Source organism: Streptomyces sp. NPDC006332 (genome assembly GCF_040612855.1).
Taxonomy (GTDB): Bacteria; Actinomycetota; Actinomycetes; order Streptomycetales; family Streptomycetaceae; genus Streptomyces.
Map to the genome: position 1 here is coordinate 1 of NZ_JBEXRA010000099.1, position 16,413 is coordinate 16,413.

The 16,413-nt window shown below is 69.3% G+C and carries 16 protein-coding genes; 2 read left to right on the plus strand and 14 right to left on the minus strand.

What is annotated here, in order from left to right:
- Positions 1–217: 217 nt before the first annotated feature.
- Together ABZ027_RS41705 and ABZ027_RS41710 are read left to right on the plus strand one after the other, a co-directional pair.
- Positions 218–970 (plus strand): NAD(P)-binding domain-containing protein, encoded by a 753-nt coding sequence (locus tag ABZ027_RS41705; RefSeq protein ID WP_356778067.1) that lies wholly within the window; start codon positions 218–220, stop codon positions 968–970.
- Between the two features lie 222 nt (positions 971–1,192).
- Positions 1,193–2,203, plus strand: a complete 1,011-nt coding sequence (locus tag ABZ027_RS41710) for an alpha/beta hydrolase (protein WP_356778069.1) — start codon at positions 1,193–1,195, stop codon at positions 2,201–2,203.
- A gap of 394 nt (positions 2,204–2,597) precedes the next feature.
- Here ABZ027_RS41710 and ABZ027_RS41715 read toward each other — a convergent pair whose 3' ends face one another.
- The 14 genes from ABZ027_RS41715 to ABZ027_RS41780 all read right to left on the minus strand — a co-directional run bounded on the left by ABZ027_RS41715 (position 2,598) and on the right by ABZ027_RS41780 (position 16,281).
- Positions 2,598–3,761 (minus strand): XdhC/CoxI family protein, encoded by a 1,164-nt coding sequence (locus tag ABZ027_RS41715; protein WP_356778070.1) that lies wholly within the window; start codon positions 3,759–3,761, stop codon positions 2,598–2,600.
- A 151-nt stretch (positions 3,762–3,912) separates the two neighbouring features.
- Complete coding sequence (locus ABZ027_RS41720) at positions 3,913–6,108, minus strand: xanthine dehydrogenase family protein molybdopterin-binding subunit (protein WP_356778072.1); 2,196 nt, start codon at positions 6,106–6,108, stop codon at positions 3,913–3,915.
- Positions 6,105–7,085, minus strand: a complete 981-nt coding sequence (locus ABZ027_RS41725) for a xanthine dehydrogenase family protein subunit M (RefSeq protein ID WP_356778074.1) — start codon at positions 7,083–7,085, stop codon at positions 6,105–6,107. The genes ABZ027_RS41720 and ABZ027_RS41725 overlap by 4 nt, the downstream gene beginning before the upstream one ends.
- A 3-nt stretch (positions 7,086–7,088) precedes the next feature.
- Complete coding sequence (locus tag ABZ027_RS41730) at positions 7,089–7,724, minus strand: (2Fe-2S)-binding protein (protein ID WP_356778076.1); 636 nt, start codon at positions 7,722–7,724, stop codon at positions 7,089–7,091.
- Positions 7,725–7,885: 161 nt separating this feature from the next.
- The gene (locus tag ABZ027_RS41735; protein WP_356778078.1) at positions 7,886–8,584 is read right to left on the minus strand and encodes an SDR family oxidoreductase; all 699 of its coding nucleotides are present in this window, start codon (positions 8,582–8,584) and stop codon (positions 7,886–7,888) included.
- Positions 8,585–8,615: 31 nt separating this feature from the next.
- On the minus strand, positions 8,616–9,176 hold the full coding sequence (locus tag ABZ027_RS41740) for a PaaI family thioesterase (RefSeq protein ID WP_356778080.1): 561 nt from the start codon (positions 9,174–9,176) through the stop codon (positions 8,616–8,618).
- On the minus strand, positions 9,173–10,756 hold the full coding sequence (locus tag ABZ027_RS41745) for an MFS transporter (protein WP_356778082.1): 1,584 nt from the start codon (positions 10,754–10,756) through the stop codon (positions 9,173–9,175). Before ABZ027_RS41745 ends, ABZ027_RS41740 begins: the two co-directional genes overlap by 4 nt.
- A 226-nt stretch (positions 10,757–10,982) precedes the next feature.
- Positions 10,983–11,396, minus strand: a complete 414-nt coding sequence (locus tag ABZ027_RS41750; protein ID WP_356778084.1) for a nuclear transport factor 2 family protein — start codon at positions 11,394–11,396, stop codon at positions 10,983–10,985.
- A 66-nt stretch (positions 11,397–11,462) separates the two neighbouring features.
- Positions 11,463–12,296 (minus strand): enoyl-CoA hydratase/isomerase family protein, encoded by an 834-nt coding sequence (locus ABZ027_RS41755; RefSeq protein ID WP_356778086.1) that lies wholly within the window; start codon positions 12,294–12,296, stop codon positions 11,463–11,465.
- 169 nt (positions 12,297–12,465) lie between these two features.
- Complete coding sequence (locus ABZ027_RS41760; RefSeq protein ID WP_356778088.1) at positions 12,466–13,074, minus strand: methyltransferase domain-containing protein; 609 nt, start codon at positions 13,072–13,074, stop codon at positions 12,466–12,468.
- Positions 13,075–13,140: 66 nt separating this feature from the next.
- Complete coding sequence (locus tag ABZ027_RS41765; protein WP_356778090.1) at positions 13,141–13,800, minus strand: response regulator transcription factor; 660 nt, start codon at positions 13,798–13,800, stop codon at positions 13,141–13,143.
- Positions 13,797–13,988 carry a hypothetical protein gene (locus ABZ027_RS41770; RefSeq protein ID WP_356778092.1) on the minus strand — a complete coding sequence of 64 codons (192 nt, stop codon included), beginning with the start codon at positions 13,986–13,988 and terminating at the stop codon, positions 13,797–13,799. The genes ABZ027_RS41765 and ABZ027_RS41770 overlap by 4 nt, the downstream gene beginning before the upstream one ends.
- 119 nt (positions 13,989–14,107) lie before the next feature.
- Complete coding sequence (locus ABZ027_RS41775) at positions 14,108–15,274, minus strand: low temperature requirement protein A (protein ID WP_356778094.1); 1,167 nt, start codon at positions 15,272–15,274, stop codon at positions 14,108–14,110.
- A gap of 155 nt (positions 15,275–15,429) precedes the next feature.
- The gene (locus ABZ027_RS41780; protein WP_356778096.1) at positions 15,430–16,281 is read right to left on the minus strand and encodes an alpha/beta hydrolase; all 852 of its coding nucleotides are present in this window, start codon (positions 16,279–16,281) and stop codon (positions 15,430–15,432) included.
- Between the last annotated feature and the right edge of the window lie 132 nt (positions 16,282–16,413).

Here is a 16,413-nt window from a genome sequence, read left to right on the forward strand (position 1 = left end):
CCATGCGCCGCATCATCCCCACCCGCCTCTTCGACCAGCAACTGCGCAAACTCAACCACCTCCCCGCCGCCTAACCTCCCTCGACAACACACCCACCACCAGACACTCAACGCCCTCTCAACGCCCTTCCCCACCCACGACGCGGGACAACGGGTCGGTGCCGGGTGTGATGGCCGGTCATCCCACGCCCGTCGGCCTACCGAACTGGAGACATGACATGACCAAGACCCTCGGACTCATCGGCACCGGCATGATCGGCAGCGGGCTGGCCCGCCTCGCCGTCGCCGCCGACCTGAATGTCGTCCTGAGCAACTCCCGCGGCCCCGAAACGCTTACCGAATTGGTGGCAGAGCTCGGCAACCGCGCCCGCGCGGCCACTCCCGCCGAAGCGGCACTGGCCGGTGATCTTGTGGTGGCGACGATCCCGCTGAGTGCCTACGCCCAGCTCCCCGTGGCCGAGTTGGCCGGCAAGACCGTGATCGACACGCTGAACTACTACCCGGAGCGTGACGGCCACATCGCCGAGCTTGACACCAACGACGTGACCAGCAGCGAGCTGGTGCAACGCCACCTGGTCGACTCCCATGTGGTGAAGGCGTTCAACAACATCGACTTCGGCCGTCTTGCCACCAGTGCCCGTCCCGCCGGTGCGCCCGACCGCAGCGCCCTGCCCATCGCCGGCGACGACGAAGCAGCCAAGAGCCAGGTGGCTCAGCTGCTGGACATCCTCGGCTACGACGCGGTCGACATCGGCTCCCTCGCCGACAGCTGGCGCAGCGCGCCCAACACGCCGCTCTACGGCCAGCCGTACACGCCGGCACAGCCCGAGGGAATGAGCCTCGAAGAGGCGATGCGGTGGTACTTCGAGACCCCGGGACCCTCCGTGCCCGCCGACCGGGTGAAGGAACTGGCAGCCTCCGCGGTCCGCGGCCCTGCGGGCGGCATCCTGCCCAGCTTCCCGCAGGACTGAGCCAGAACGAAGCTGAGGTCGCCGGCCAGGAGTGCTTCACCGTTCGCGCGGAGCACTCGGGGCAGGGCCGCAGCCGGTTCGACGCCCACTCGAAACGGGTTCCGTGATGCGAACCGGAAGGTCGACCACCCCAGTTCGTGTGCCCGTGAGACGTCCGAACGTGCAACACACAACAGGTTCACCAGGCAGGGACAGGCCCCGGCCCCGATTCAAGGAATTGGCATGCCCTCAACAAATCGACGTACCCGTATCGCCCGGCGCACCGCCGTAGCACTGGCCACCATGTCGGTCGTCGCGGCCGTCGCCAGCGCGGTACCGAGTACAGCCACTGCCGTGAGCGACAGCTCAGGCAGCACACACCACACGGTCATCCAGGCGCGGAACGCCGAGAGCGCCAGCACGGCCCCCAACCTGCGGGTCAAGGCAGCCAACGGCGTCACCTACCAGTACCGCCGCTTCGGTCACCCCAGCCCCGGCAGCGTCCCCCTGGTCTTCCTGCAGCACTACCGCGGCACCCTCGACAACTGGGACCCCAAGCTCATCGACACCATCGCCGCCAAGCGCGAGGTCGTCCTCGTGGACAACGTCGGCGTTGGCGGCTCCACCGGCACCACTCCCAGCACCATCCAGCAGATGAGCCTGGACGCCATCGACTTCGTCGACGCCCTCAAGCTGCCCCACTACGACCTGTTCGGCTTCTCCCTCGGCGGCCAGGTCGCCCAGGAGGTCGCTCTGCGCCGTCCCTGGCAGGTCCGCCGCGTCGTCCTGGCCAGCACCGCCCCCCAGGGCGGGGTCGACCAGAGGGCGTCCGACCCCAAGGTGCTGGCGAGCGCGCTGGCGGACAACCCCGGCCCGGCCGACTTCCTCTTCCTGTTCTTCAAGAACACCGCCTCCAGCCAGGCCGCAGGCGCCGAGTTCCTGCAGCGCCTCGGGCAGCGCACCACCGACCCCGACGCCCCGTCCTCCCTCTCCACCCGTGACGCCCAGCTGACCGCGATGTCCGAGTGGGGCATCCCCGACAAGTCCAAGCTGGTTCGCCTGAACGCCCTCTTCCAGCCCGTCCTGGTGGCCGACGGCGACAGCGACATCCTGATGCCCCCCAAGAACTCCCACCTGATGGCCAAGTACCTCCCCAACGCCCGGCTGAGCATCTACCCGGACTCGGGCCACGGGTTCCTCTTCCAGTACGCCGTCAAGTTCGGCACCGAGGTGAACGCCTTCCTCGACCGCTGACAGCCCCTCCGCCGCAAGGCGGTCACCGACGCCGAGAGGCACCATGACCGCGAACCGGCAGCTGTACCCCGCTGTACCCCGCCGGAGCCGAGCCCGGCGGGGTACGGGCGCGTCACGGGGCTGTGCCCCGCCGGTGGGCAATCACCGCCACGGGCGCGGGCTCACGGCACCTCGCCGTCCCTGTCGCTGCTGGCATCTGCTTCATCGCACCGGCGGGAGCACCTCGCCCTCCGTGCCGGGCGGCGCAGCGGCCGGCGGCGTAGCCGACTGCGGCGCCATGCGATCCCCGACTCGGTTCATCTGCGGCCGAGTTGCTCAGATCCGTCTCGCCACCGGCCGTCAGTGATCCCGGCCGTCCTTCGTTCGGCAGACTTCGGCAGGCGCGGACAGCTCGTCACACAGCGGATCGAGCGGATCGAGCGGATCGTGCTGGGATCGGGCCCGTGGAGTCGGACCGGTGGATGGGCCCGGTGCCGTGGGACAGGGGGAGACCGGTGGCCTGATGCGTGTGGGCGATGATCTCCGCGGTGATGGAGATGGCAGTTTCCTCGGGGGTGTGGGCGCCGAGGTCGAGGCCGATCGGGGAGTTGAGGCGGGTGAGCTGGGCCGTGGTGACGCCTGTCTCGCGAAGTCGCCGGTTGCGGTCTTCGTGGGTGCGGCGGGAGCCCATCGCGCCGATGTATGCGACGGGGAGGCTCAGGGCCAGGGTGAGCAGGGGGATGTCGAACTTGGGGTCGTGTGTGAGGACGCAGACGACGGTGCGGGCGTCGACGTCGGTGGCTGCGAGGTAGCGGTGGGGCCAGTCGACGACGACTTCGTCGGCGTGCGGGAAGCGGGCGGCGGTGGCGAAGACGGGGCGGGCGTCGCAGACGGTGACGCGGTAACCGAGGAAGCTTGCGGCCTGGCTGAGGGCGGCGGCGAAATCGACGGCACCGAAGATCAGCATGCGGGGCGGAGCGGCTTGTACGTGGACGAGGACCGTGAGCTTGGCGGGGCAGGTGTCGGGGTCCCCGCCGGCATCGACCACGGCGGTGCGTCCGGCCCGGAGATGTGCGCGGGCCCGCGCCACGACCGCCCGGTCCTCGTTCTCGCTGCCCAGGGTGCCGTCGTACGTGCTGCCGTCGCCGAGGAGGCTGAGGGTGCGGCCGATGAGGTCTTCGTGGCCGTCGACCACCTGGGCCACGGCGGCGGGGCGGCCGTGTGTCACCTCGTCCAGCGCGGCCGTCAGGTGGGGCTGGTCCGTCGGCTCGACGCGTTGGACCAGGACGTCGATCTCGCCGCCGCAGGTCAGGCCGACGGCGAAGGCGTCGTCGTCGGAGTAGCCGAACCGGGCGCGTGCGGGGGGGCCATCGTCCTGCAGCACCTGCGTGCACAGTTCGTAGACGGCTCCTTCCACGCAGCCACCGGAGACGCTGCCGACCGCCTCGCCATCGGCGTTGACCGCGAGCGAGGTGCCCGGTGAAAGGGGTGCGCTGCCGCTGACCTGGATTACGGTGGCGAGGGCGAAGGGGCGCGCCTGGCGGCACCAACCGTGCAGTGTGTCCGCGATGTTCAGCATGGACGAGTCTCCGTGTCAGGCAGCATGGGACGACGGTATGGGCGGGCCGCCGCCTCGACGTCCCGGGGGGAAGGACGCCGTGGCGACGGCTCTGGTGTCCGGGGGCAGGCCGCTCACCTGCCGCCGGACGGTCGGAGGGGCACCCTCGTGTTCAGAGCAGTGCCTCGGCGGTGATGGGCAGTTCGCGGATGCGACGGCCGGTGGCGTGAAAGACGGCGTTGGCGAGGGCGGGCGCCACCCCGACCTGCACGATCTCCCCGAGACCCTTGACGCCGATGGGGTCGGCGTCGCGGTCGTCGCCGTCGAGGTAAATCGCCTTGAGGTCGGGGATGTCGGCGTTGACGGGGACGAGGTAGTCCGCGAGGCTCGCGTTGACGATGCGGCCGTCCCGGTGGTCGGTGACCGTGTGCTCCAGCAGGGCCTGGCCGATGCCGCCGACCATGCCGCCCAGGGCCTGGCTGTCGGCGAGCTTGGGGCTGATGATGCGGCCCGCGTCGTAGACGCCGAGCATCCGCCGCACCCGGACCAGACCCAGCTGGGCATCGACGGCGACCTCGGCGAAGACCGCGCCGTAGGCGAACAGGGAGTGCCGTTCCGGCCCTGTGGGCGGGGTGAATGATCCCATCGCGTCGAGGTGAGTGAGGTTGTTGCGGGTCAGGAGCTGTTGGTAGGTCTCGCCGCGTGCGGGGTGGTCGTTGACGTGCAGCCGGCCGGCGCGGACCACGACGGTGTCGGGATCGACGCCGTGCAACGGCGACTTCTCGTCCTCGACAGCGAGCTTGACGGCTTGCTTGCGTAGTTTGTCGCAGCCGTCCTGGACGGCGGAACCGACGCTGGCCATGGTCCAGGAGCCGCCGTGCGGTGGGGCGGGCGGCATGAGGGAATCGCCGAGACGGAACGTCACCTTGCCCATGGGCAGGCCGAGGGCGTCCGCGGCGAGCTGGGTGTTGGAGGTGTAGGTGCCCGGGCCCATGTCGCTGGCCGCGGACTGCACCAGGGCGGTGCCGTCGGCGTCGAGCCTGACCGACGCCTGGGCATCGGCGCGGGAGGTGTCGTAGACGCCGGCCGCCATCCCGGTGCCGATCAGCCAGTCGCCGTCGCGGGTGGAGCGCGGTTTCGGGTTGCGGCGGTGCCAGCCGAACTCGCGGGCGCCGACGCTGTAGCACTCGCGCAGCTTGCGGGTGGAGAACGGCAGCCCTGACGACTCGTCCTCGGTCGGTTCGTTGCGCCGCCGCAGCTCGATCGGGTCGATGGCCAGTTTGTGGGCGAGTTCGTCCATCGCCGACTCGATGGCATAGGAGGCGGTGGTGTAGCCGGGGCCGCGCATGAACAGCGGGGTGTGCACGTCCAGCGGTACCGTCCGGTACTGCTGGCTGACGTTGGGCATGCTGTACATCATCTGGCCCGGAATCATGACCGACTCGAGGAACGTCTCGTAGCTCGACGTCTCGGCGCGTATGTCGTGAGACATCGCGGTCAGGCGCCCGCGCCGGTCGCTGCCCAGGCGCACCGCGTACTCGTAGGTGGGCCGGAAGCCCGTCCCGAAGAACAGCTGCTTGCGGGTCAGGGCGAGTTTGACCGGGTGTTTCGTCTCGCGGGCGGCGAGGGCCGCGATGGTGACGTGCGGCCAGGCTCGCAGTCCGCTGCCGAAGCCGCCACCGACGAACGGTGAGATGACGCGTACCGACTCCGGTGGCAGACCGAACACCGTGGCGAGTTCGATCTGGGTGCCGAACACCCACTGGGTCTTGTCCCACACGGTGAGCTTGTCGCCGTCCCAGCGGGCGGTGGTGGCGTGCGGCTCCATGGCGTTGTGGTTGTTGCGGGCGAGGTGGTACGTCATCTCCAGGCGTACGGCCGCCGCCTCCAGCGCCTTGTCGGCGTCGCCCCTTGAGTAGGCGAAGGGTTCGCCGGCCTTGGCGTGGGCCATGTCGGTCGAGGGCGACTGGGCGTCGTAGGTCACCTTCAGGAGGCTGGCGCCGTGCTGGGCGGCCTCCAGCGTGGTGGCGACCACGACGGCGACCGGCTGCCCGTGGAAGTGGACCTTGTCGTCCTGGAAGACGTGCAGCCGTTCGCCCTGCGGGGAGGTCGGCAGCGGACTGCGCTGATAGGGCAGCTTGGGAGCGTTGAGGTGGCTGATCACCTTCAGGACTCCGGGGTGGGCGAGGGCGGCGCGGGTGTCGATGCCGGTGATGTGGCCGAGGCCGATGCTGCTGTCCACGACGACCGCGTGGACGGCCCCGTCGATGGCGTGATCGACGGCGTAGAGCGCCTTCCCGGTGACCTTCAGCCGACCGTCCACCCGGGACAGCGGTGCTCCGACGGCTGCCTGCGGCTGGGAGCTCATTTACTGCCTCCTACGATGCGCAGCTGGCGTTCGACGGTGCGCTTCAGGAGCTCGGTCTTGAAGCGGTTGTGCTCCAGAGGGCGGGCGCCGTCCGCCGCGTGCTTCGCGGCCTTGGCCCACAGCCGGTCCGAGGGGCGTTCGCCGATGAGAGCACTTTCGACGACGGGCAGCTTCCACGGCACCGTGCCGACCCCTCCGGCGGCGACGTTCGCCTCCCGGATCACCCCGCCGCGGATGTGCAGGGCGACTGCCGCGGAGGTGAGGGCGAACTCGTAGGACTGCCGGTCGCGCACCTTCAGGTAGCCCGACCTGAGTGGACGCGGGAGGGCCGGGATCTCCACAGCCGTGATCAACTCACCCGTATGCAGGGCTTGTTCACGGTTCGGTGTGTTGCCGGGCTCGAGGAGGAAGTCGGCGAAGGCGAGGCTGCGCCGCCCCTCGGGGCCCAGCAGGTGCACCCTCGCATCGAGCGCGGCGAAGGCGACGGCCACGTCTGAGGGGTGCGTGGCCACACAGGACTTCGACGTGCCGAGGATGGCATGGGTGCGGTTGAAGCCCTCCAGCGCGGCGCAACCGGAGCCCGGCTCACGCTTGTTGCAGGCGGCCGTCACATCCCGGAAGTACGTGCACCGGGTGCGCTGCATGATGTTGCCGCCGATGGTCGCCATGTTGCGCAACTGCGCCGACGCGCTCAGTTCCAGCGCCTGCGAGACGACCGGGTACAGGGCACGCACCTTGGGGTGGGCGGCGGCCTCCGCCATCCGCACCAGGGCGCCGATGCGCAGCCCCCCGCGTTCGGTGACCGTGATGTCCCGCAGCGGCAGCGCGCTGATGTCGACGAGTGTCTCGGGGCGTTCGACGGTCTCACGCATCAGGTCGACCAGCGTGGTGCCGCCGGCTATGTACCGGCCTCCGCGCCGGCCCGCCGCGAGAGCGCCCCTGGTGTCAGTGACCTTGGTGAAGGAGAAGGGATACACGGCTCACTTCCCTCCCACGGTCTGCTCGATGGCGCGCACGATCTTCACGTAGCAGCCGCAGCGGCAGATGTTGCCGCTCATCCACTCGCGGATCTCCTCGTGCGAACCGGCGTGGCCCTCCTCGACGCAGCCGACACCGGACATGAGCTGCCCCGGCGTGCAGAACCCGCACTGGAAGGCGTCCTGCTCGACGAACGCCCTCTGCAGCGGGTGCAGTTCGTCGCCGTCGGCCAGGCCCTCGACGGTGGTGACCTCGGCATCTTCCAGGCGCACTGCCAGCGTCAGACAGGAGTTGACCCGCCGTCCGTCGACGTGGACCGTGCACGCCCCGCACGCACCGGCGTTGCAGCCCTTCTTCGTGCCGGTCAGCCCGAGCTGCTCGCGCAGCAGGTCGAGCAGCGAGGTCCGATTGTCGATCACGGCGGTGTGCCGCTCGCCATTGACGGTCAGCGAGACACGGCCACTCGGCGCCTCGGCAACGGCCTCCTCAGCGGCGGCCGAAGATGCTCCTCCGACCAGGCCGCCCGCCGCGACGGCACCGCCTACCGCGGTCGCCGTGGCGATGAACGTGCGGCGCGTCGGCGCCGACGCAGGCTCTTCGGGTGGAGACCCGTATGGCTCGGGGAGTTCAGCAGACATGCCCACTCGCTTCGTTCGGCGACAGTTTCGGTGGAAGGTCGGTGGTGCGCCCGCCGGCGTGCCCGGAGAGTCACCGGCGGGGAAGGTGGGATGCCCGCGCTGGACGTGGGATGTCGAGCACCGGCATTCGGGCTGGGAACCCAGCTCCGGATGACTGGGCGTCAGGGCAGTTCCGGGTACAGCGCGGTGACGCCTCCGGCCAGTCCGGCCTGCACCTGGCGGCTGACGTCGTCCGCGAGGATCTCGTAGGCGCCCTCGGCGATGCCGTCGAGAGCGAGCCGGGCTACGTCGGCGGGGGCGGTTTTGGGCCCGGAGACCTCGCGGGTCATGTCGGTGTCCATGGCGCCGACATGGAGTCCGGCCACCCGGATGCCCTGGTCGGCAAGCTGTACGCGCAGTGTGTTGGTGAGCGACCACTGCGCGGACTTGGCGGCGCAGTAGGCACCGGTGTTCGGGAAGCTGTACCAGGACAGCGCGGAAAGGATGTTCAGGATCACCCCGCCGCCGCCAGCCGCGATCTGCGGCACGAAGGCGCGGACCACCGAGAGGGTGCCGAGGTAGTGGGTGTCCATCTCCAGGCGGACGTTGTCGAGGTCGCCAGTGAGGAGGTCGGTGCCGGTGCCTATCCCGGCGTTGTTGATCAAGACCGTCACGTCACCCGTGGCCTTGGCGGCGGCCGCGACGGAGGCCGGGTCGGTGATGTCGAGCGCGATCGGCCGGACGCCCGGCAGGTCGACCTGGTCGGGGTTGCGGGCGCCGGCGTAGACGGTGGCGCCGCGACTGAGCAGTTCGGCGGCGAGTGCGCGGCCGAGGCCGCGGTTGGCGCCGGTGACGAGGACAGTGCTGGTGGAGAGGTCCATGAGAAGTCCCTGGTGCGTTGAGTGGGGGAGGTCAGGCGGTCGTGCCGGTGCCCTGAACGGCGTGCTGACCGGTACGCGACGGCTGCTGGGCGTCGGCCTGGAAGATCTGGCAGCTGGTGGTGGCGTGGGCGAGCAGCCTGCCGCTGAGGTCCGTGATCGTGGCGGTCGCGTACGCGGTACGGCGACCGACGTGCACAGCTGTGGCTTCGCAGCGGACACGGCCGGTGTCGGCGGTGACCGGGCGCAGGAAGGTGACGTTGACACCCTGCGTCGTATAGCCGGTTCCGGCTGGGAGGCGGCTGTAGACGGCGGCGCCGAGCGCGTTGTCGGCCAGGGTCGCGAGGATGCCGCCGTGGACAGTGCCCAGCGCGTTGTAGTGCCAGCCCTCGGGGGTCAGCTCGAACACCGTGCGGCCCGGTTCGACCTCGCTGAGCTCGATGGCGAGGGTTGCTGTGGCCGGCGGGGCCGGGAGCGTCCCCTTGCCGATCCCCTGCAACACCTCCAGTCCGCTCAGCCGCTGGACGGCCTCGACGATCGGACGCGGGTCCTGCCAGGTGTACGAGCGGTGCTGGGGCGTGGGTTCCGTGCTCATGAGGTCGTGGAGATGGTTGTGGGGGTGGGCATGTGCCTTCCGTTCTGGTGGGGACGGTTGTGTACGGCGGTCAGGGCCAGCACGGCGGCGGCGAGGAGCACGGCGGCGGTGACGGCCAGTCCGGCGTGTATTCCGGCAGTGAAGGCGCTGTCTATGGCCGCGCGCCCCGCGCTGGACAGTGATCTTGTCCCGGTTCCGGAGGCAACAGCCGCCTCGACGGGCGGCCGGGCGGCGGCGGGGACGCCGTGGGTGGCGAGTTCGTGCGGCAGAGCCGCGGCGACGCGGCTGGTGAACAGGGAGCCGAGCAGTGCGGTGCCCATGACCGCGCCGACCTGCCGGGCCGTGTTGACCGCGCCGGAGGCCATGCCCGCACGCTCGGGAGCCACGCTGACCAGTGCGGCGGCGGTACTGGGCGCGACGACCAGGCCGCAGGCTGCCCCGAACAGGACGAACAGCGGCCACATCCGGCTGTAGGCGGTGTCCGGACCGATCGTGGTCAGCCCGAGGACAGCGAGCGCGCAGAGCAGTAGGCCGAGGGTCAGGGGTGCTTTGAAACCGGTGCGGCGGATCACCCGGCCGGTGAGGTAGGCCGAGACCACGTAGACGGCAAAGAGGGGCAGCATCCGCCAGCTGGTGTCCAGCGCGTTCAGGTGCTGGACGTTGTTGTAGAACATCACGACGAGGACGGCCACGCCGGTGAAGCCGAACAGCGCCACCGCGGCGATGACCATCACGGCGCTGAACGAGCGCGAGGCGAACAGCCGGATGTCGAGCATCGGCACCGTGACCCGCAGCTCGACGGCGACGAACGCCAGTGCACCGACCGCGGCCACCATGCCGGCGGTGACGATGGGGGCGACGGTGTATCCGTCCTGGCCGCCCTGGATGAGCGCGTAGACGAGACTCGCGATCGTGACGGTGCCCAGCAGCGCGCCGGGGATGTCGAGGCGTCCGCCGGGGGCCAGGGACTCCGCGGCGAACGGGACCGCGACCAGCAGCGTGATCACTCCGAGGACGGCGTTCGGGACGAACACCGCCTGCCAGCCAAAGTGGCCGAGCAGTACGCCGGCGAGCAGCGGCCCTACGGCCAGACCGATGCCCGACGACGCCGCCCACACGGTGATCACTTCGGTCCGCCGGTGCGGATCGGTGAAGGTAGCACCCAGGATTGCCAGGCTGTTGGGCAGGATCAGCGCACCGCCGACGCCCGAAACCAGCTGTGCGGCGATCACCATGGTCGTGGTGTCGGTGGACGCGGCCAGCAGACCTCCGCCGATCATGACGACGACGCCGACGCCGAACATCCGTTTGCGGCCCCACAGGTTGCCCAGCGTGCCGGCCGACAGCACCAGACTCGCCACGACCAGCGTGTACGCGCTCGGTATCCAGTTGAGCGCGCTCGGGCTGACATGCAGGTCGTCACGGATCGCAGAGAGCGCCGAGATCGTGGCGGTGACGAGCAGGAACGTCATCATCACGCCCAGACACATCGCCACCAGCGTCAGCGTTTCTCTCCGGCGTGCGGCCGTTTCCGGGCCAGTCCCGGCCGAGCGGCTGCGGCGGACGCGGTCCGTGGTCATGGAGATCCTTCCTCGTTCAGCGAGGACGTGGGGAAGTCGGTTCCCGGACGCACCGCAGAACGCCTGTGCGTCTGCGGCATCGGGCCGGTATCGGTTGCGGCCCCGGGGCGAGTCGAGGCCCGGCCCGGCGGTCGGTGTCGGCCGCCGCGCGACACTGACCGAACCGGCCACCGTGCACGCAGCCCTGACGGAGAACAGGCGGCGGCCTGTGCGGCCCTGGCCGCAGTCAGCCGGCGGCGAGGCGCCGGGCCGCTTCCGACGACAGGAGCTCGACCGCGCCAGCCGGGCGCATCATCACCATGAAATCAGTGATCTTGCCGTCCTCGTCGAACTCGACGAAGTCGGCGCCGGACAGGCGCTCATTGCCTACGCGGGTGCTGAACTCCAGGACGAAGCCGGTTCCGCTGCTGAAGTGCCGCAGGTAGGTGAAATCCTCCATGATGCCGAACACGACGCGCAGGATCGCGACCATGGTGTCTTTGCCCTGGTACGGCTCGAAAGCCGCAGGGGAGCGGTAGGTGACGTTTTCCGCGAGCAGCTCGGGGAGCCGGTCCCAGTCCAGCTCCGCGACGATGCGTCGCCACTTCGTGATTCCAGCCTGCGCCGCCTCGGGCGGCTGATTCGTCTGTATGTCAGCCATGGTGTCGATGTCTTTTCAGTTCGGTTTTTGCCGGGGGTGATGACGTGCTTCTCGTCGGAACGGCGCTTATTCCTGTTCGTTGATGAGGCCGGCGTAGTGGCCCAGGTTCCGTTCGATCTCCTCAAGGCCGATCTCGGCGATTGCCTTTCCGAGTTGCGGGACCCGTGCCTGGAATCCCGGCCAGTTGACCGATTCCGCGAACTCCGCCCACGAGGCGCGCAGATCGGCTACCGGCGGCAGGGTGGACCGGTTGATCTGTGTCTTGGCGGCCAGTACGGACTGCTTGTCGAACGAGGCGATGCGCGCGGCCACGCCGCTCACGAGGTCGTCGAATTCGGCGTCGGCGACGGTCCGGGTCACCCACCCGTACCGCTCGGCCGTATCGGCGTCGAAGTCCTGGCTGGTGAGGATCGCTTCGAGCGCGCGGTCGCGTCCCAGCAGCCGGGCCAGACGGTCGCTGCCGCCGCCACCGGGGACGATGCCGATCCCGACCTCGGGCTGGCAGAAGAACGCTTCCTCACGGCTGGCGTAGCGCAGGTCGAAGGCCAGGGTGATCTCGTCGCCGCCGCCCCGCGTGCGCCCGCGGATGGAGGCGATGCTGATGAACGGCGCATTGGTCAGGCTGGTGACGAGGTCGACCCATGTGGGGGTTCCGTCGGCGCTGTTGAGCGCCAGGAGTTCGGGCACCTGGCCGAGATCGGCGTGGTTGAAGAAGTATCCGGGCGTTGCGCTGTCGAAAATGACGACCTGAACCTGCTCGTCACGGCTCAGCTCATCGACGACGTCGACCAGTTGAGTGACGGTGTCCGCGCCGACGACGTTCACCGGCGGATTCGAGAAGGTGACCTTGCGGATCTTCGGCCCAACGGTCTCGACGGTGAACATGTTGTGCTGCGCCATGGTGTGCTCCAGTGCTGAAGTTCTGAAAGTACTGAGGGGTCGAATTGGTAAAGGGAAGACGGTCTGTTCCAGGTCGGTGTACGTCAGCCGCCCCTAGAATCGACTTCCTGAATTGTGAATTTCTTCGTGTGTGACAAGAGGTAGGCGCGGCCGATACCGCTGCCGGCGATCAGGTGGACGGTGTCAAGGTGTTCCCGGAAGCTGTCTCCGGCGGCCTTGTCAGGCTGGGCAGGGAAGCGAGGTGTACGTACGCCGGCGGGACGTTCGGCCAGACCACCCGGCTGCGCTGGACGATGGAGAACCGGGCGGCCAGCTCGGCGGCGAACCGTCGGGCCGGCGGTGTCCACGCCGCGTGCATGTACGCGAAGGTGCTGAACCGGCCGCTCGGGCCGAGTGCGTCGGCCGCCGCGTCGAGGATCCGGCGCTGCCGCTCGTGTGGCATGACGGTCCACGGCAGACCGGGCACGATGACGTCGACCGGATAGGGGACGAGCGTCGCCAGGTCCTCGGCGGAGCCCTGGACCACCTCGACGGCGCTGCCCTGGTATCGGTGTGCGAGCCGGCCGGCGAACACCGGGTTCAGTTCGACTGCCACCAGCCGGGCCCCAGGAGCCAGTTGCCTCACGATCACCTCGGTGATCGCACCGGTGCCGGGCCCCAGCTCCACGACGACTTCGGCGCGGTCCAGGCCGAGCCCGGAGGTCATGGCCCGAGCGAGGGTGGGGGAACTGGGAGCGACGGCGCCGGTGAGACGAGGGCGGCGAAGGAACTCCCGCATGATCGACATACCTCGAACCTAGGTACCGGCTGTGTCGTCGGGCGTCCTCCCCAGCGTCCGACCGGTTCATCCACCAGGACGAACCAGTCCGCACTCGTAGGCCAGGACGACCGCTTGTATGCGATCACGGATGTGCAGTTTGGCGAGGATCCGGGCCACGTGGGTTTTGATCGTGGTCTCGCCGAGGAACAGCTTCTCGGCGATCTCCACGTTGTTCAGCCCACGACCGACCAGACACAGCACCTCCCGCTCACGGTCGGTCAGTGTGTCGAGCCGTGTGTCGGCGAGCGGAGCGACGGCGCCGGTGACGTACCGGTCGATGAGCCGCCGTGCCACCGACGGGGCGATCATCGTGTCGCCGCGCAGTACGCCGCGGAGGGCGACGAGCATCTCGGCGGCCGACGTGTTCTTGACGAGGAAACCGCTGGCTCCGGCGCGCAGCGCCGCGTAGGCGTACTCGTCGCGGTCACAGGAGGTGAGGATCAGCACATGCGTCTCGGGCAGTTCGGCGCGCAGTCGCGCGGTGGCCGATATGCCGTCCAGGCGCGGCAGTCGCGCTTCCATCAGCACGAGGTCCGGGCACAGCGTGAGTGCCTGCGCCACGGCCGCCTCACCGTCCGCGGCCTCGCCGATGACGGTGAGGTCCGCCTGGCTGTCGACCACCCCACGCAGGCCGACCCGCATCAATTCCTGGGGATCGCAGATCAATACGCCGGCCTCCGTCATGGCGCTCCGCCTCCTGAAACGGCCACCCGCTCCCGCGCGCCGGTCAACCCGTGCCCGGACACCAGATGGTCGGGGTTGCGGGCACCGGCGTGGATGGTGGTGTCACGGCTGAACGGCTCGACAGCGAGTGTCCGGCCAAGGCCCCGGTCGGTTCCGGTGGTGAGAAGGGTGCTGGTGGACAGGCCCATGGAATCTCCTGGTTGGTATTGGGGTGGAGGGGAGGACGCTCTGATCTCACCGAGCGGCCTGCCGATGTTCCGTGACGACCGGTGGAGGGGCCGCGTGTGCCGGGTGGCAGGTGATCGGGTCAGTGGTCTGGGCCGCCTGAGGGGGCCGGTTTCGCATACGCCTCACCGTTCGGACGGCGTTCCTCGAACGCCGTCAGCGCGATGACGATCGCGGCGGCGATGATTGCCGCCAGGTAAGCCGGGGCCGTCGGCGTGAGCATGCCTGCGACGACCAGAGCGGACAGTGCGACCAGCCGTGACCGGTCCAAGTCGTCGAACAAGGTCGCCCCGTGCCAGGTCTGCGTGGCGATGAAGAGGGCAGGCCCGCCGAAGAGCATCAGGTTCGTGGCGACGCCGGCGTGCTCCGAGGGGTGCGCGATGACGCGTTCGTCAGCCACGGCGACGACGATCAGCCCGGCGACGGAGACCATGAGGCTGATGACGCCGCTGCGCCCGGCCCGCATCGGGTCCTCGGTCCGCTCGTAGTGGCGCACGACACGCTCGGAGCGACTGAAGAACAACCAGAACAACGCGATCGTGCCAGTGAGGGCCACGCCGGCGGTCAGGAGGGTCATCGGCTCGTACGGCGCCGCAGTAAGTGAGTTGCCAGTGGTCATGACCGTTTCGCCCAACGCGATGATCATGAACAGGCGGCCGCGTTCCAACAGGTGCCCGCCGGCGAAACCGACCTGCCGGGACTCCAGCCTGCGGCCAGGCAGGGCATGCGCCGTCCCGGTACCCGCCAACTCGACCAGAGTCGCCGCGGCCCACCACGCCAGCCGTGCGCCGCCACCGACCGCCGCGCCGGTCAGCCACAGGGGTGCGGCCGCGACGAACCAGACCAGAACGCGGCGGAAATGCTCCTGGTTGACCTCATCGAGGCCCACCCTGAGCAGCCAGACCGTACGGCCGAGGTGAATCAGCAGGAACGTCACGACGAAGACCCACCCGGCGTCACCGAACGCTCGTGGGATCGCGGCGTTCATGAACAGCCCGACGAGCATCACCGCCAGCAGCATCCGCCGGGTCCGTGGATCCTCGGCCGGGACGAGGGTGACCGCCCAAGTGGTGTAGGCCCACGCGGCGTAGACCGCGAGATAGAGCACAAGGGTCTGGGCCGCGCCGGTCCACGTCGGGTGCGCCAGCAACTGATGCGACAACTGCCCGATCGCGAAGACGTAGACCAGGTCGAAGAACAACTCCAGCGGCGTGACCTCCCGGCGCGCCGGATCGCTGGCCAACTCCACGATGGAACTCCTCGGTTTCACGGTTTGACGGCGGTGTCCTGGTGGCTCCCGGCGGCGCCGCCGCTCACGGATGATCATCCAGGGATGCAGGCCGAGACATTGCTCATGGCCTGGGAGGCGTAACGACGTCCGTGGTGTCGGACTTCGGTTCGAGGTCAGTCGGCGAGGAAGGCCGTCACCTGGGCGGCGAAATCCTTGGCGTACTGAAAGAGGAAGGCATGGCCGGCCCCGTTGTAGGCGACGAGAGTCGCATTGGGCAGGTGCTGTACGGCGGTGTAGGCCGCCAGGGCCGGGATCATCACGTCCTGCATGCCGGTCGCGTACAGGACGGGTTGCCGGATGCTCGCCAGGTCCGCCCGCACCTGCTCGAAGGGAATCGCCGCGTCCTTTCCGATGGCGGCGATCTGTCCCATGGCCGCCGCCTCGGACACCTCGGGGGGTCCGGTGGCCAGCCGCGTGGCCACCCTGGCCAGGTGCTCGTAACCGGCGGCGCGACCGGTGTCCGTCTCCGGGAAGAACAGGAACACCAGGTCGTCCCCGGTGACCTCGGGCTTGGTCATGGTGGCCCGCACCCTCGGGTCCGGCTCGGGTGCACCGGGGACCGTGCCGCCGGGACCAGCGGCGGCCACGACCAGCCTGCGTACCAGGTCAGGCCGGGTGCGGGTGATGTGCTGGGCGACGGTGCCACCCAGCGTCCAGCCGAGCAGGTCCACCCGCGGCAGGCCGAGAGCCTCGATGAACTCGACGGCGCCGTCAGCGAGTCCCTCGACGGAGTCACGCGGAGTGCCGGTGGTGTAGCCCGTGCCGACGTTGTCGAACACGATCACGTCGTGATCGGCGGCCAGGTGGTCCAGAAACTCCGGATCCCACCAGTCGAGGGTGCCGCGGACCCGGTTCAGCAGAACCAACGGAGTGCCTGTGGTCGGACCGAGGCGCCGATAAGTGAACCTCGCGGAGGGGCCCTCGACGGTGAGATCCTCGGCCGCATCTGCCAGATACGTGCTCATGGCAAGCTTCGCTTTCCTGTAGCTGTCGTCTCGTGGTGGTTGTTGTGTTGTGTGGGGGTTAGGCGGCGGGGAGGTGGTTGAGTTTGCGCAGTTGCTGGTCGAAGAGGCGGGTGGGGATGATGCGGCGCATGA

Excerpts from the sequence above, each read along its gene's own strand:
- ABZ027_RS41715 (WP_356778070.1), bottom strand. The coding sequence starts at position 3,761 with ATGCTGAACATCGCGGACACACTGCACGGTTGGTGCCGCCAGGCGCGC.
- ABZ027_RS41720 (WP_356778072.1), bottom strand. The coding sequence starts at position 6,108 with ATGAGCTCCCAGCCGCAGGCAGCCGTCGGAGCACCGCTGTCCCGGGTG.
- ABZ027_RS41760 (WP_356778088.1), bottom strand. The coding sequence starts at position 13,074 with ATGCGGGAGTTCCTTCGCCGCCCTCGTCTCACCGGCGCCGTCGCTCCC.
- ABZ027_RS41710 (WP_356778069.1), top strand. The coding sequence starts at position 1,193 with ATGCCCTCAACAAATCGACGTACCCGTATCGCCCGGCGCACCGCCGTA.
- ABZ027_RS41745 (WP_356778082.1), bottom strand. The coding sequence starts at position 10,756 with ATGACCACGGACCGCGTCCGCCGCAGCCGCTCGGCCGGGACTGGCCCG.
- ABZ027_RS41770 (WP_356778092.1), bottom strand. The coding sequence starts at position 13,988 with ATGGGCCTGTCCACCAGCACCCTTCTCACCACCGGAACCGACCGGGGC.
- ABZ027_RS41755 (WP_356778086.1), bottom strand. The coding sequence starts at position 12,296 with ATGGCGCAGCACAACATGTTCACCGTCGAGACCGTTGGGCCGAAGATC.
- ABZ027_RS41735 (WP_356778078.1), bottom strand. The coding sequence starts at position 8,584 with ATGGACCTCTCCACCAGCACTGTCCTCGTCACCGGCGCCAACCGCGGC.
- ABZ027_RS41740 (WP_356778080.1), bottom strand. The coding sequence starts at position 9,176 with ATGAGCACGGAACCCACGCCCCAGCACCGCTCGTACACCTGGCAGGAC.
- ABZ027_RS41750 (WP_356778084.1), bottom strand. The coding sequence starts at position 11,396 with ATGGCTGACATACAGACGAATCAGCCGCCCGAGGCGGCGCAGGCTGGA.
- ABZ027_RS41765 (WP_356778090.1), bottom strand. The coding sequence starts at position 13,800 with ATGACGGAGGCCGGCGTATTGATCTGCGATCCCCAGGAATTGATGCGG.
- ABZ027_RS41780 (WP_356778096.1), bottom strand. The coding sequence starts at position 16,281 with ATGAGCACGTATCTGGCAGATGCGGCCGAGGATCTCACCGTCGAGGGC.
- ABZ027_RS41730 (WP_356778076.1), bottom strand. The coding sequence starts at position 7,724 with ATGTCTGCTGAACTCCCCGAGCCATACGGGTCTCCACCCGAAGAGCCT.
- ABZ027_RS41705 (WP_356778067.1), top strand. The coding sequence starts at position 218 with ATGACCAAGACCCTCGGACTCATCGGCACCGGCATGATCGGCAGCGGG.